This window comes from Micromonospora sp. DT68 (assembly GCF_049847245.1).
GTDB lineage: Bacteria > Actinomycetota > Actinomycetes > Mycobacteriales > Micromonosporaceae > Micromonospora > Micromonospora profundi.
In genome coordinates this window covers 95,813-109,696 of sequence record NZ_JBNCNZ010000002.1, presented here as the reverse complement: position 1 = coordinate 109,696, position 13,884 = coordinate 95,813, and the positions used below count along the sequence as shown (strand labels likewise).

Annotated in this window: 13 protein-coding genes; 7 read left to right on the top strand and 6 right to left on the bottom strand. The window is 70.7% G+C overall.

Translation table 11 applies throughout. The features are described from left to right. The first annotated feature begins 10 nt into the window (after positions 1 to 10). Positions 11 to 592 carry a copper resistance CopC family protein gene (locus ACPXB1_RS03705; RefSeq protein ID WP_425734816.1) on the top strand — a complete coding sequence of 194 codons (582 nt, stop codon included), beginning with the start codon at positions 11 to 13 and terminating at the stop codon, positions 590 to 592. A 14-nt stretch (positions 593 to 606) separates the two neighbouring features. On the opposite strand, the gene ACPXB1_RS03700 is transcribed toward ACPXB1_RS03705, so the two are convergent. Beyond that, positions 607 to 1,656 carry a zinc-dependent alcohol dehydrogenase family protein gene (locus tag ACPXB1_RS03700; RefSeq protein WP_425734815.1) on the bottom strand — a complete coding sequence of 350 codons (1,050 nt, stop codon included), beginning with the start codon at positions 1,654 to 1,656 and terminating at the stop codon, positions 607 to 609. A gap of 86 nt (positions 1,657 to 1,742) precedes the next feature. Beyond that, the gene (locus ACPXB1_RS03695; RefSeq protein WP_425734814.1) at positions 1,743 to 4,115 is read right to left on the bottom strand and encodes an AbfB domain-containing protein; all 2,373 of its coding nucleotides are present in this window, start codon (positions 4,113 to 4,115) and stop codon (positions 1,743 to 1,745) included. A gap of 261 nt (positions 4,116 to 4,376) precedes the next feature. On the opposite strand from ACPXB1_RS03695, the gene ACPXB1_RS03690 reads away from it, so the two are divergent. Next, on the top strand, positions 4,377 to 5,393 hold the full coding sequence (locus tag ACPXB1_RS03690) for a LacI family DNA-binding transcriptional regulator (RefSeq protein ID WP_355588579.1): 1,017 nt from the start codon (positions 4,377 to 4,379) through the stop codon (positions 5,391 to 5,393). 59 nt (positions 5,394 to 5,452) lie between these two features. Here ACPXB1_RS03690 and ACPXB1_RS03685 read toward each other — a convergent pair whose 3' ends face one another. Continuing rightward, entirely contained in the window at positions 5,453 to 6,436 is a 984-nt protein-coding gene (locus ACPXB1_RS03685) for an NAD(P)-dependent alcohol dehydrogenase (RefSeq protein WP_425734813.1), read from the bottom strand. A 117-nt stretch (positions 6,437 to 6,553) separates the two neighbouring features. Here ACPXB1_RS03685 and ACPXB1_RS03680 point away from each other — a divergent pair, with 117 nt between their 5' ends. After that, on the top strand, positions 6,554 to 7,258 hold the full coding sequence (locus tag ACPXB1_RS03680; protein ID WP_425734812.1) for a TetR/AcrR family transcriptional regulator: 705 nt from the start codon (positions 6,554 to 6,556) through the stop codon (positions 7,256 to 7,258). A 121-nt stretch (positions 7,259 to 7,379) separates the two neighbouring features. Here ACPXB1_RS03680 and ACPXB1_RS03675 read toward each other — a convergent pair whose 3' ends face one another. Both ACPXB1_RS03675 and ACPXB1_RS03670 read right to left on the bottom strand, forming a co-directional pair. Then, on the bottom strand, positions 7,380 to 8,066 hold the full coding sequence (locus ACPXB1_RS03675; RefSeq protein ID WP_355631424.1) for an NADPH-dependent F420 reductase: 687 nt from the start codon (positions 8,064 to 8,066) through the stop codon (positions 7,380 to 7,382). 32 nt (positions 8,067 to 8,098) lie between these two features. Continuing rightward, on the bottom strand, positions 8,099 to 9,130 hold the full coding sequence (locus ACPXB1_RS03670) for an LLM class flavin-dependent oxidoreductase (RefSeq protein ID WP_425734811.1): 1,032 nt from the start codon (positions 9,128 to 9,130) through the stop codon (positions 8,099 to 8,101). A 98-nt stretch (positions 9,131 to 9,228) separates the two neighbouring features. Here ACPXB1_RS03670 and ACPXB1_RS03665 point away from each other — a divergent pair, with 98 nt between their 5' ends. Both ACPXB1_RS03665 and ACPXB1_RS03660 read left to right on the top strand, forming a co-directional pair. After that, positions 9,229 to 9,717, top strand: coding sequence for a MarR family winged helix-turn-helix transcriptional regulator (locus tag ACPXB1_RS03665; protein ID WP_355588589.1), 489 nt, complete (start codon positions 9,229 to 9,231; stop codon positions 9,715 to 9,717). 81 nt (positions 9,718 to 9,798) lie between these two features. Beyond that, positions 9,799 to 10,479 (top strand): VOC family protein, encoded by a 681-nt coding sequence (locus tag ACPXB1_RS03660; RefSeq protein WP_425734810.1) that lies wholly within the window; start codon positions 9,799 to 9,801, stop codon positions 10,477 to 10,479. 9 nt (positions 10,480 to 10,488) lie between these two features. On the opposite strand, the gene ACPXB1_RS03655 is transcribed toward ACPXB1_RS03660, so the two are convergent. Next, the gene (locus tag ACPXB1_RS03655) at positions 10,489 to 12,066 is read right to left on the bottom strand and encodes a DUF6194 family protein (protein ID WP_334550961.1); all 1,578 of its coding nucleotides are present in this window, start codon (positions 12,064 to 12,066) and stop codon (positions 10,489 to 10,491) included. Positions 12,067 to 12,121: 55 nt separating this feature from the next. Here ACPXB1_RS03655 and ACPXB1_RS03650 point away from each other — a divergent pair, with 55 nt between their 5' ends. Then, on the top strand, positions 12,122 to 12,850 hold the full coding sequence (locus ACPXB1_RS03650) for a TioE family transcriptional regulator (protein WP_400278942.1): 729 nt from the start codon (positions 12,122 to 12,124) through the stop codon (positions 12,848 to 12,850). 259 nt (positions 12,851 to 13,109) lie between these two features. After that, positions 13,110 to 13,835: a DUF1275 family protein gene (locus ACPXB1_RS03645; protein WP_400278940.1), complete on the top strand. Its 726-nt coding sequence runs from the start codon at positions 13,110 to 13,112 to the stop codon at positions 13,833 to 13,835. Positions 13,836 to 13,884 lie beyond the last annotated feature (49 nt).

The following is a 13,884-nucleotide window of genomic DNA, read 5'->3' as shown; positions in this document are numbered from 1 at the left end:
GCGGGCCGCCTTGTCCGCCGCGCGCCGTACCCTGGCGGTCGCCACAGCCCTGGCCTCCGTGGGAATCGCCGCCGTCGTCTGGTTCTCCCTCCGCCAGGCGGACGCCGAACCGGCCCGCGTGCAGGCGGTGACGCCTGCCGACGGCTCGGTGCTGTCGACCACCCCGGACGCGGTCACACTGCGGCTCTCGACAAGTGCCGACCCGGTGCTGTCGCACATCACGGTCCGCGACAGCACCGGGAGCACCGTCAACGACGGACAGGTCAGGAAGACCGGGGAGACCGGGCTACGTCAACCGGTACGCGTCACACTGGCCGGCGACTACAGCGTCGCCTACCACATCACCTTCACCAACGGGCAAGACGACAGCGGTGTGCTGCGGTTCAGCGTGGGCACCGGCACGGCACCCCGCGACACCGGCGAGATCCCCGATGCCGTTGCGGACAGCGGGGGCCACGCCCACGGCATCGACCCGTTCGGTGCCACCCTGCTTGTCGTCGACGGCATCGTGCTCCTGGTCGTGCTCGCCCTGCTGATGCGGCCCGCACGTCGCCGTCCCGCCGTTCCGTCCGAGTCGATCGACCACGGTTAGGCAGCGGGCGCTGCTCACCACGGGCGGATGAGACACATCCCGCCCGTGGTGGGCCTGTCCATCGTGGTCAGCGCGTCAGGCACGTCGTCGAGGCCGATGGTGCGGGTGATCAGGTCGGCCGGGCGCAGCACACCGGCAGTGACGAGCCGCAGGAGCTCCGGGTAGGCGTGCGCGGCCATGCCGTGGCTGCCGAGCACCTCCAACTCGTACGCGATCACGAGTTCCATGGGCAGCGTGGGGCGGCCCTGGGCGGGAGGCAGAAGCCCGACCTGGACGTGACGCCCCCGACGCCGCAGGCTCTCGACCGACGCGGTGCACGTGGCGTGGCTGCCGAGGGCGTCGAGGGACAGGTGTGCTCCGCCGCCGGTCACGTCCCGTACGGCGGCGGCCACCGCCGAGGGTCCGTCGAGGGCGCTGCCGTCCAGGCACACTGTGGCACCGAAGCGGCTGGCCAGGTCGAGTGCGCCCGGGGCGACGTCGACCGCCACCACCTGAGCGCCGCAGGCCACGGCGATCATCACCGCGGACAGCCCCACGCCACCGCACCCGTGCACCGCCACCCACTCGCCCGCCGTCACCCGCCCCTGGTGCACCACAGCGCGGAACGCCGTGGCGAACCGACAGCCGAGCGCCGCGGCGGCCGGGTGGTCCAGCCCGTCGGGAAGCCGGATCAGGTTGACGTCGGCGTCGTGCACCGACACGTACTCGGCGAACGACCCCCAGTGGGTGAAGCCGGGCTGCGTCTGCCGTTCGCAGACCTGCTGGTCGCCGGCCAGGCAGGCCGGGCACCGCCCACACGCGCACACGAAGGGCGCGGTGACCCGGTCGCCGGACCGCCAGCCGCGTACGCCCTCGCCGACCGCCGTGACGACACCGGCGAACTCGTGACCGGGCACGTGCGGCGGGCGAATGTCGGGATCGTGTCCCTGCCAACCGTGCCAGTCGCTGCGGCACAGGCCGGTCGCCTCGACCCGGATGACAGCGCCTCCGGGCGGCGGCACCGGGTCCGGGACGTCGCGGACCTCGGGGCGGGCACCGAACTCGTCGAAGATCACGGCACGCATGGCCCGTATCCTCACATGTCCGCTGGTCAGGACCGCAGGTGCCCGCCGGGGCCGGCCGCTGTGGTCGGCCCCGGCGGACACGCCGGTCAGGGCGCCCAGGGTGCGGCGATGTTCCAGGTGCTGTCCGCCGCCCACAGCGTCGGCGTGTTGTACGCGTCGCCGCCGGCGCCGTTGCTGAGCCAGACCTCCGAGTTGTAGTGCCGCAGGTACCTGCCGCGGAAGTTGTACGACTCCAGCGAGACACCGCTGCCGGTCAGGCCCACCCGGGCGCACCAGGTGGCGTCCTCGCGCAGCAGGACGCTCCCGTCGTTCGGGGAGTTGCGGACCCGGGATTCCTGGTGTCGCAGGAACTGACCGGGGAAGTTGACCGACTCGAACGAGTAGCAGGTGGCGTCGGCCAGGCCGGCCCGGATGGTGTACGTGGCGTCGCTCTTGAGCAGCGTCGAGCTGCCCGCCTCGACGACCTCTGTGAACGCCAGGCTGTTCTGGTGGCGCAGGTAGCGGTTGGTGTAGCCGGGGGTGGTCACCTGCAACGACCGTCGGGCGGCGACAGGAAGCGCGACGGGCGCCGAGCTGCCGATCGACTTGGAGGCGTTGATGAGGGCGGTGTTGGCGGCGCGGACCCGGGCCTGATCCATCTTGACGACCTGCCGGTCGTAGGTGAGGAAGCCGTTCAGCTCGCCCTCCTGGTCGGTGATCTCGGTGTAGACGGTCGCGCTGAGCCCTTTGCCGATCATCAGGTTCTGGGTGCCCTGCACCAGACCCACATAGCGGTCGGTGAGCGCCGCCGATGTGGGTTGCCACTCGTAGGCGAAGAACTGGCCGTTGGGGCTGTACTCGTGGCCCGGCGTGTGCAGGCCCAGACCGCCGAACTCGCCGAGGACGGCGATGCGGCTACCCGACGGCGAGGGGGAGTCCGGCCCCAGGTAGACGTGCCAGTCGTCGATGTCGCCGTTGCCGGGGTTGCCCAGCGACTGGCAGCAGTTGTAGCCGCTGTGGGTGTTGACGAGTCGGGTCGGGTCCTGGTTCTTGATGTTCTGCCCGACCCGGCGGGTGTCGGCCAGGTTCCGCTCACCCCAACCCTCGTTGTACGCGGTGTAGGCGACGACCGCCGGAGAGCTGCGGTGCTCGTCGACGATCTCCCGTGCCTCGGTCTCGAACTGCGCCTGTTGGGCGTCGGTGGCGTCGACGTTCTGTGCGGTCATCGACGGGATGTCCTGCCAGACGAGCAGGCCGAGGCGGTCTGCGTGGTAGAACCAGCGCTGCGGCTCGACCTTGATGTGCTTGCGAACCATGTTGAAGCCGAGGTCCTTGTGCTTCTGCAGGTCGAAGGCGAGCGCGGCGTCGGTGGGCGCGGTATACAGCCCGTCCGGCCAGAAGCCCTGGTCAAGTGTGCCGACCTGGAACACGAACTGACCGTTGAGCTTGGGGCGCAGCACCCCGTTCACAAGGCCCGTGGTGATCTCGCGCATACCGAAGTAGTGCATGGTGCGGTCGACCGTCGCGCCGCCGGCGTTGCGCAGCGTGACCCGCAGGTTGTAGAGGAACGGGTCGTCGGGAGACCAGCGGCGCGCGTTGGGCACCGGCACGCTGAACTCGGTGAAGCCGCCGGTGGCCGAGCCGACCACCGTGGTGCCGTTCAGCGCCTCGGCGAACACGCTGTGACCGCTGACATCGCCTCGGGTGAACACCCGTACGCGCAAGGTGTTGTTCGTGAGGTTCGGGTAGACGTCGACGCTGCTGATCGACGCGGCCGGCACCGGTTCCATCCACACCGTCTGCCAGATGCCGGAGCTGGGCGTGTAGAAGATTCCGCTTGGTGTCTTGGTCTGCTTGCCGATCGCCGGGAGGCTGCCGTTCTGCCGGGTGTCGGTGGGGTCCCACACCTTGACGACGATCTCGTTCGAGCCGGCACGCAGCTGCGGTGTCACGTCGAAGCTGAAAGCGTCGTAGCCGCCTGTGTGCGCCCCGACGCGTACGCCGTTGACCCAGACGGTGCTCTGCCAGTCGACAGCCCCGAAGTGCAGTAGTGTCCGCCGTCCCGCCCAGTTCGGCGGGACGGTGACCGTACGCCTGTAGAACAGGTAGTTGCGGTTGTCGTTGGCGGCCCGCTGGATCCCGGACAGGGCGCTCTCCACCGGGAACGGGACGTTGACCCGCTCGGGCAGGGTGGTGCCGAACTGCGGGGCGTCGTCGGTGGCGGACTGCCGAAGCTGCCACTCGCCGTTGAGGTTGAGCCAGTCCGGTCGGGTCATCTGCGGTCGCGGATATTCCGGTAGCGGTGTGCCGACCAGTGCCTGACTGGTCCACGGGGTGGTCAGCGGGGGCGTCTTGGCCGGGGCGGCCTGTGCCGGTCGGGTGGGCGCGGCGAGCACGCCGGCGATCAAGGTGAGGAGCAGGAGCAGGAGCAGGAGCAGGAGCAGGGGCAGGGCGGGGCGGATGTGGACTCGACGTGTCATGCCGTCTCCGGGGGACGAGTCGCCACGGGCGGTGCAGCGGGCCCGAAGCGCGCGGGCGGTGGGCATCCGGTGGTCGCTGAGCGGGGTGGAGGATGTCGGCGGGAGTTCCAGCGGCGACCATCGGCAACATTATTGACACCCGTCGTTATCTATATAACGTTATAGAGGAGGGCGGCGGCCCGGTCAATCCTTGTTCGTCGATGCATACTCAGGTGTCCTCGCCGACCGTCATCCCAGGCGGCATCCGGAAAGGGTGAGTCGATGGGCGTCAGCCTCAAGGACATCGCCGAACGCGCCGGCGTCTCGCTGGCCACGGTCTCCAACGTGGTCAACGGATACCGGCCGGTGGGGGAGCGGACCCGGCAACGGGTGCAGCAGGCGGTCGACGAACTCGGCTACAGCCCCAACCTGAGTGCCCGGCACCTGCGCCGGGGGCGTACCGGCCTGATCGCCCTGGCCATCCCGGAACTGACAAACCCCTACTTCGCCGAACTCGCCGAGATCGCCATCCGGGAGGCGGCCGGCCACGGCTACACACTTGTCATGGAGAACACCGCCGCGGACCGCGATGCGGAACAACTGCTCCTGGACGGTTCACGGCGGCAGACCATCGACGGCCTGATCCTCAGCCCGGTGCGGGTCGGCCGCGCCGAGGTGCTCGACCGCAGGGCCGGCAACCCGCTGGTGCTCATCGGTGAGGGCGTCTACGACACGCCGTACGACCACATCGCCATCGACAACGTGGCCGCGAGCCACGCGGCGATCCGGCACCTGGTGGGGATCGGTCGCCGCCGGATTGCGTTCCTCGGAGCGCCACCCGGCGACGACAGGCAGTCCGCGCAGTTGCGCCTCCGTGGCTATCGGGAGGCACTGGACGCCGCCGGTCTGCCGTTTCACCAGCAGTTGGTCGCCCGCACCGACGGGTTCGACAGGGCAGAGGGCAAGCGCGCCATGCACGACCTCCTTGCCCTCGACGAGCCGCCTGACGCGGTGTTCGGCTACAACGACCTGGTGGCGATCGGCGCGCTACGCGCCCTGACCGAGGTCGGCCGTCGGGTGCCGGAGGACGTCGCGGTGATCGGCATCGACGACATCGAGGACGGGCGGTTCGGCAACCCGACGCTCACCACCATCGCGCCGGACAAGGAGGCGATCGGCCGGCTCGCGGTGCGGCGCCTCGTCGCCCGGATCGAGGGAACGCCGGTGACGGGTCCGCTCACGGTGCAGACACCGTTCCGGCTGATCCGCCGCGAGAGCACCGGCGGACCGGCCACCTGAACCGGCCGGCGCCCGCGCCCGCCGCGCCCGCCGTAACCACCAGATTCGGCACTTGAGTGTCAGACGGTGATGACCACCTTGGCGCGGGCGTGTTCACCTTCGAGGTACCGGATGGCGTCGGGCACCTCGTGGAGTTGATAGGTCCGGTCGACGACCGGTGTGAGGCTGCCGGCCTCGATGTGGGCGCGGAGCGTGTCGAGGTGCTGCCGGCTGGGCGTCGTGGCGAGGGTGACGATGCGCTGCCGCACGAACGGCGTCAGCAGTCGCCCACGGGCGAGGAGCCAGACCGGCCCGAGGAGGCTGCTGCCGCGGTACACGCCCCCGCCGGAGAGCACAAGCGTCCCGGTCGCTGTCAGCGCCCGCCGCAGAGCGGTGAGTGAGCGGTTGCCGACCAGGTCGAGCACGACGTCGTACCGGCGACCGTCCCGGGTGAAGTCGTCGCGGGTGTAGTCGACGACGTGGTCGGCGCCGAGGCTGCGGACCAGGTCGACGTTGCGGGTGCTGCACACCCCTGTCACTGTCGCGCCGAGCGCCCTGGCCAGTTGGACGGCCAGGGTGCCGACGCCCCCCGAGGCCCCGTTGACGAGGACGCGGTGGCCGGGCTCGACGTTTCCCACATCGGACAGCCCCATGAGCGCTGTGACGCCGGCCAACGGCAGCGCGGCGGCCTGTTGCGGTGTGAGGTTCGCCGGGATCGGTGCGACAAGGCTCGCGGGCACGCACACGTACTCGGCGAAGGCGCCGTTGGCGTCGCCGAGGTCGCCGAAGACGGCGTCGCCGGGGCTCACCTGCCGGACGTGGGCGCCGACCGCCTCGACGCGGCCTGCGAAGTCGCGCCCCCGGATGCGTGCTCGGGGCCGTGACCGGCCCATGGCCAGCCGCGCCATCCGTGGTTCGCCCCGCATGGCGTGCCAGTCGTACGCGTTGAGCGCGGCGGCCTCGACCCGCACGAGCACCTCGTCGGCGGTGGGCACCGGTGTGTCGACGTCGGCGAGCCGGAGCGTCTCGGGCGGTCCGTACCGGTCCTGGACGATCGCCTTCATGCTTCCCCCTCCCTGGAAGGTGTACGGCGTACACCTCATGGCAATCACTGTAGGTGTACGCCGTACACCAGTCAATGCGGTTATGGTTTCAACCGCTGCCCGAAGACGAGGATCGAGATGGTTGAGCCTGTGGAGACGCTGCGCCGGACGCCGCTGAGCAGGGATCGCATCCTGCGCGCCGCCGTCGCGCTCGCCGACGAGGCCGGCATCGAGTCGCTGAGCATGCGCAACCTCGCCAAGGACCTTCAGGTCGTGCCGATGGCCCTCTACAAGCACGTGGCCAACAAGGACGAGCTGCTCGACGGCATGATCGACGTGGTCGTCGCCGAGATCGACCCGCCGACGGTTGGCGCCGACTGGAAGCAGGCGGTCCGCCAGCGCATCCTCTCCGCGCGGCAGGCGCTGCGCCGCCACCCCTGGGCCCCGCTCGCCATCGACACGCGCAACATGGCGACGCCGGCCGTCCTCGCGTACCTCGACTCGATGGTCGGCACGTTCCGGGCCGGCGGGCTCTCCGCCGACCTCACCCACCACGTCATGCACGCGATGGGCAGCCGCATCCTGGGCTTCAGTCAGGAGCTGTTCGACGACTCCCGTCGTGTGGGCCGCTCCGGCGCGCCCCCCGAGCCCGCCCCGTCAGCAGCCCTGCCGCCGGAGGTCGCGGCCCGCTTCCCACACCTCGCGGAGATCGCCACGGCGGCGTCGCACGACGACGGGTCGGTCGTGGGGCAGGGCTGCGACGACCAGTTCGAGTTCGAGTTCGCGCTGGACCTGCTGCTGGACGGCATCGAACGGCTGCACCGACAAGGCTGGACGTCGTAACGCCGCCCGCGCGGAGCCGCAGACGCTGGCCGAGCGCGCTCGAACATGGAAGTAGTGGCCTCCCGGCGCGGGGCAGGCCACTACTTCCTGGATCGAGCGATCATGCGATGGAGGGCGGCGGTCAGCGCGCCCGCGCCTGCGCGATGATCCGTCCCCGTTCGGACTCGGGGAAGCGGTCGAGCATGGCGCGCACCTCGTCGGCGCTCACGTTGGCGCCGAACAACTCGCTACCCGGTTCGAGGCGTACACCGTCGGCGAGGTCGCCGGCGACGACCGGGTCGAAGCCCAGCGCGTCCACGAGGGAGGCCGCCGCGGCGCGGTCGGCGGGGTCGTCGCCGGCGATGGCGATGGCCTTGCGGTCGGCCGCTCCCGCAGGCCGCGCCCCCTCCTCCAGATCGTGGTAGCCCATGTGGTTGAACGCCTTGACGACGCGTGAGCCGGACAGGAACGCCTGGACGGTCTCGCTTGACGAGGTGCCCGGGTCGGTGAGGTCGTCGCGGATGCCGTCGACCTCCCACCAGTAGTTCATGGCGTCGACAACGAGCTTGCCGCGCAGCGCCTCGACGGGAAGGGCGCGGTACTTGCCGAGCGGGAGGGCGAGGACGACCAGGTCGGCAGCGGCCGCCGCGTCGACGGCTGTGGTGGCGACCGCTCCGGGCGTGAGCACCTCGACGGTGAGGGCGATCTTCTCCGGGTCGCCGGAGCCGGCGATGAGCACCCGGTAGCCGGCGGTGAGGGCGAGCCGGGCGATCACCGTGCCCACCTTGCCGGCGCCGAGGACAGCGAGGGTCTGGCCGTTGTCGTGCATGTCGTCCTCCGTTGTGCCGTCGAGCGGGCGGATCAGCTGGCCAGGATGTCGCGGACCATGGGGATCACCGTCGAGCCGTACAGTTCGACGGCCCGCATCCGTGCGCTCACCGGCTGCGCTCCCGCCGTGTAGATCAGGTCGAACCGGCCGACGCCGAGGCTGCGGATCGCAGCGGCCACCCGGCGCGCCACTGTCTCCGGCGAGCCGATGTAGAGCGAGCCGTGTTCCACCTCGGCGTCGAACTCGGCGCGGCGGATCGGCGGCCAGCCGCGCAGCGCGCCGATCCGGTTGCGCATGACGCGGTAGTGCGGCCAGTACAGCTCCTTGGCCTCTTCGTCGGTGTCGGCGATGAAGCCCGGCGAGTGCATCCCGACCGGGTGCGCGGTAGTGCCGAGTTGCTCCGCCGCCCGGCGGTAGAGATCGGTGTAGGGCGCGAAGCGTTCGGGCGAGCCACCGATGATGGCGAGCATCAGCGGCAGACCGTAGCGGGCGGTACGCACCACCGACTGCGGCGACCCGCCCACGCCGACCCAGGTGTTCAGGCGGCCCGATTCGGTCTTCGGGTAGACGTCGGCGTTGTCCAGCGAGGCACGCAGGGTGCCGCTCCAGGTGACCGGCTTCTCGTCCAGGAGCTTCACGAACAGCTCGATCTTCTCCTCGAACAACGTGTCGTAGTCGCGCAGGTCGTAGCCGAAGAGGGGAAAGGACTCGGTGAACGAGCCGCGGCCCAGGATGACCTCGGCCCGGCCGTTCGACAGCGCGTCGACGGTGGCGAACCGCTGGAACACCCGGACGGGGTCGTCCGAACTCAGCACCGTCACGCCGGAGGCGAGCCGGATACGCGAGGTGCGGGTGGCGATGCCGGCAAGCACGGTCTCCGGTGTCGACACCGAGTATTCCGGCCGGTGGTGCTCGCCGAGCGCGATGACGTCGACGCCCAACTCGTCGGCAAGGACCGCCTCGTCGACTACCTGCCGGATGGCGGCGGCGTGCGAGAGCGGCTTGCCGGAGTCGTCCTCCGGTACGTCGCCGAAGGTGTCGAGCCCGAACTCGAGGTCAGACATCTGTGAACTCTCCCTTCGCCGGAGCCGTTGTCGACTCGGTGGTTGACGTGTCAATAGGTGCTAACTTTGTCATTGACACGTCAATTCCGGAGGAGCAGATGACGGAGGCCACACCCGAGCGGCGGCGGCGCCAGCTACCGACCACTGACGAACTACGGATCTGGCGGAATTTCGTTGAGACCACCGCCGCGCTCAACTCCCAGCTCACGTCACGCCTCCAGGTCGAGTCCGCGCTGTCACCGGGCGACTACGTCGTACTGCTCGCGCTGAGCGAGGCGCAGGACCAGCAGATGCGCTCCTCCGCGCTCGCGTCCCACGTCGGGTGGGAGCGGAGCCGGCTCTCCCACCACCTGGGCCGGATGGAACGGCGTGGGCTCGTCAGCCGCCGCGAGTGCCCCACCGTTCCCCGCGGGTCGGAGGTGCGCCTCACGCCGAGCGGCGCGGAAGCCTTCCACCGGGCAACCGTCCCGCACCTGCGCGCCGTGCGTGACCTCTTCGTCGACGCTCTCACGCCGGACCAGCTCCGCGCGGCGGGCGAGATAGCGACGGCGCTTCGCACGCACCTCGACGCGATGCACGAGGAGTGACCGCACGCCTCACGCAACGATAGGCAGGGCAGCCGCCGTCGAGGGCCAGCTCCGAGGATTCCCCGACGCCGTGGGGTGCGCATGCGACACCGCCTACCGGGTACGCCGCTGCTCGACCCACGGGAGGCCGCGATGTGCCCGAAGACCGCCCAGGCAGACATGAGCGTGATGGCAAGCGTCGAGAGCATCGCCACGAAGCTTGAGGTGATCGTCGTACCGGTGTCGGATGTCGACCGCGCGAAGGCGTTCTACGGACGCCTGGGGTGGCGGCTCGACCGCACACCGCCGGGCATCGTCCAGTTCACCCCGCACGGCAGCGACTGCTCGGTGCAGTTCGGCCCGGATCTCACGGCGGCGGCGCCCGGCTCGTCAGTGGCGTACCTGGTCGTGTCCGACATCGCCGCGGCCCGCGACGCGGTGGTCGCCGCGGGCGTCGAGGTGGGCGGCATCTTCCACGTCGGGCCGGACGGCCCGGTCGACGGGCTCGATCCCGAGCGGCGCAGCTACGTCTCGCGGGCCTCGTTCCGCGACCCGGACGGCAACACCTGGCTGATGCAGGAGATCACGACAAGGCTGCCGGGGCGTGTCGAGGGCGGCCTGACGTCGTTCGGCTCGGTGAGCGACCTGGCGGGCGCGCTCCGGCGCGCGGCGGCCGCCCACGGCGAGCACGAGAAACGCACCGGCCAGCGGGACGACGACTGGCCCGACTGGTACGCGGCGTACATGGTGAGCGAGCAGTCGGGAGCCAGGCCGCCGGAGTGAGCCGCGCCGTCACCGCGCCCTGCGCGATGCGCGCTCGTGCCTGTCGACGGCTCGGGCGTGGGCCACCGTGAGCAGTCGGTCGATCTCGGGCAGCATCTGCGGGCCGGGCATGACGATGCTTGCGAAACCGTGCAGCGCATAGCCGGGGTGCGGCACGACGGTGTCCAGCCTGGCGAAGTCGAAGCTGTCGCGGTGCGCCTCGAAGTCGCCGGGAGCGAAGCCGAACAGCCGCTCGAACTCGGCCCGGCCCAGCTCAAGGTTGAGCCGGAAGACGCCGGGTCGGTCGAGCTGCGAGGCTTCGTCGAAGCCGGGTACGTCGTGCTCGACGATCGTGGCGAACGGCTGGCGGCGGTCCGGGCCGACGTAGAAGAAGCGGTCGCCCCACGCGCCTTCCGGTGAGCCGTTCTCGGCTGTCGCGACGAACTGCTCGACGTCGGGCAACGCGAGAATCCGGTCGGCGAGCGTGGCAGGGTCGACGCCTGTCGGAATGTGCAGCACCCCGTCCGCGTGGGCGATCGTGGCCGCGTCGAGCGGGAAGTACCGGTAGTCGTGGGACCTCTTCTCGGCGGCCTCCACGTCGGCGGCGCGGACGTACCGGGGAAGGTCTGTTCCGTCCTGGAGTTTGCCCTCGTACGTCGAGGCGGGGGGCGCGTCGATGCCCAGCGTGGGGCTCGCGCCGAGGCTGCCGACGATCACCGCGTACCTGTCGCCGAGCAGCGCCCCGACGATCGCGCCGGCACCGAACCACTGCTGATCGGTCCCGGCCACTGTCATCGTGCCCGGGTCACGCTGGAGGTGCCTGTTGTGCGCGAAGACAAGCGTCGGCCCCCGGTGAGCCTCAACCTCCCGGATCGCGAGCAGGTTCTCGGCCATCAGCGCGTCCCGGACCTGTGCCAGGCGGGCGAAGCGGGCGTCCTGCGGGAGCGGCGCGGCGGCCTCGGCGTGGTAGCGCAGCAGGGCGAGCGCGCTTGTCGCCCACACCCGCGCCGCCTGCCAACCCTCGGGCCGCTGGGCTGCCCGCAGGTGCAGCTCGGTCAGCAGGTCGTCGGCGATCACCCGCAGCCGGTGGGCGTCGGCGGAACGCCCGATCGACCTGCCCTGCTCCCAGATCGCCGCAGGGTCGCTCCATCGGGCGTCGGCACCGATCAGATCGTCGATCTCGGCGAACCGGTCCGAGCCGAGATAGTCACAGACCTGGGCGAGGTGCCGTCTCGGGCTCGGGGCGTGGTCCATCTCCAGCGGGGCGTCGAAGCCGTGGAACGTCAGGCGCTCGGAGGCCGGCCGGCCCGTGTTCCACTCCCGCATCCACAGCAGCAGGTCACGGTTGGCCGGGGCCGAGCCGAAACCGTGGCTGAACCCCTCGGCGAGCGCGCTGTCGAGCGTCACGCCGGCGTCGCCCCGGACGAAGTCGTCGGCGGTCAGCCCCGCTGCGCGGTCGCTCTCCAGCGCGATTGACAGGTAGCCGCGCTCGACAAGCGACGCGAAGACCTCGTTGCGTATCTGGAGGAAGGCGGATTCGCCGTGTGTGGGCTCGCCGAGCGCGAGCAGGTCCGGCGGTACGGCAGGCAGGTCCAGCGAGAACGTCATTCCATCAACCGTATCGTTGAACCACCCTTTGAAACTTTCGAGCGATCGAGCACTAATGACACAGGCAAAACCCTCAAACGCGGGGGTACGTCGACCGGTCGACCTCGCGCGGACGTACGGCCTCTCCGCGCAGGCCGTACGCAACTACGAGCGAGACGGTGTCCTGCCGCCTGCGCAGCGCAGCCCGAGCGGCTACCGCCGGTTCACCGAGGCGCACGCCAAGGCGCTGGGCGCCTACCTCGCGCTCATCCCCGGCCACGGTTACGCGGCCGGTGGCGAGATCATGCGCGCTGTCAACCGGGGCGAGATCGACACGGCGCTGCGGGTCATCGACCGGGGCCACGCCCTGTTGCAACGTGACCGGGAGACGCTGGACGCTGTCGAGGAGGCCGTTCCGCTTCTCGTCGGAGTCGAACGCGGGCCGCAGGGCCGCGCAGCCGTGCCGATCAGCGTGCTGGCGCACCGGCTCGGCGTACGACCGGCGACAGTGCGCAAGTGGGAGCGCGCCGGACTTCTCCAGCCGGTGCGCGACCCGGTGACCGGCCACCGCCGCTACTCGCCGGACGACGTCCGCGACGCCGAACTCGCCCACCTGCTGCGCCGCGGTGGCTACCGCCTCGACCACATCGCGGGCGTGGTGCGTCAGGTGCGCGAGGCAGGCGGCACCGAACCGCTCGCCGCGTCACTGCGCCAGTGGCGGCACCGGCTCACCGAACGCGGCAGGGCGATGCTCACCGGCGCGGCCCGGCTCGCCGAATACCTCGACAGCGGCACCGGCACCTGACGTCGGTACGCCTGGTCGAACGGGACGTCAACGTCGGGTGCAAGCCGACGCTGCCGGTCGCTCCCCGAGGCCAGGGCGATCAGCATCACGATCAGCGCCCAGGTGTGAGCCCGCCGGGAATGCCGACGGGGAAGGCGCACAGGCCGGTGAGAGTCAACCGCTTGTGGGCGGTGCGCGAAGCGGGCAAAAAATGACTCTCTGCTCTCTATGCTGCATTGGGTAAAGCGAGGTCGATACCTCACGGAACAGTGGAGAACCGATGGCCAGCACTGGATCTGGACAGCCAGCGCGCCCACCGGGCCAGGCCGATCCGCAGGATGCCTACGGCGAGTTCCGCTATCCGATTCTGGTCCTGGCGGTGACCACCACCACCGCCGGTTTCCTCGACTCCTTCGCGTTCCTCCGCTACGGCTCCTTCGTCGCCAACCAGTCCGGCAACGTCCTCTTCATCGGCGTCGGCGCGGCTGGCCGCCAACCGGCCTGGCCGGCCGCGTTGGCCTCGCTTGTGGCGTTCGGCATCGGGGCCGGGCTGGTGGCGCGACTGCGGGCGACAGGCACTGTCCGCACGTCGGCGGCCCGCGGCATCGCCGCCGTCGTGGTCGCCACCGCGGCGTGGTCGGCCGTCAACGTCCTGCTCGAGTACGGCCGCTCCGGCCCGCAGTCCCGGGCGGCGCTCGCTGCCCTCGGTGGCCTGGCCATGGGTTCCCTGGCGACCCTGTTCGTGCGCACGGCCGGGGTCGCCACCACCATCACGTACCAGTCGGGAACCGTCGCCAAGACCGGAGAGCGGATCGTCGGCTGGATCGCCGGCCCCGGAAACAGCCGGTCGCAGGCCCGGAAAGGCTCGCTGCTCGGCCTGCTGACGCTCGCCGCCTACGCCGTCGGCGGCGCGCTCGGCACGCTGGCGCAGCAGTGGCCCCTCTGGGTGCCGGTCTGGGCGACGCTGGCCCTGGCGGCTGTCGCGCTGGCGCTGCGCCGTCGCTGAGCACGGGCGGCTGGAGTTTCCCTCGATACGGCAATGCCGAGGTGCCCCT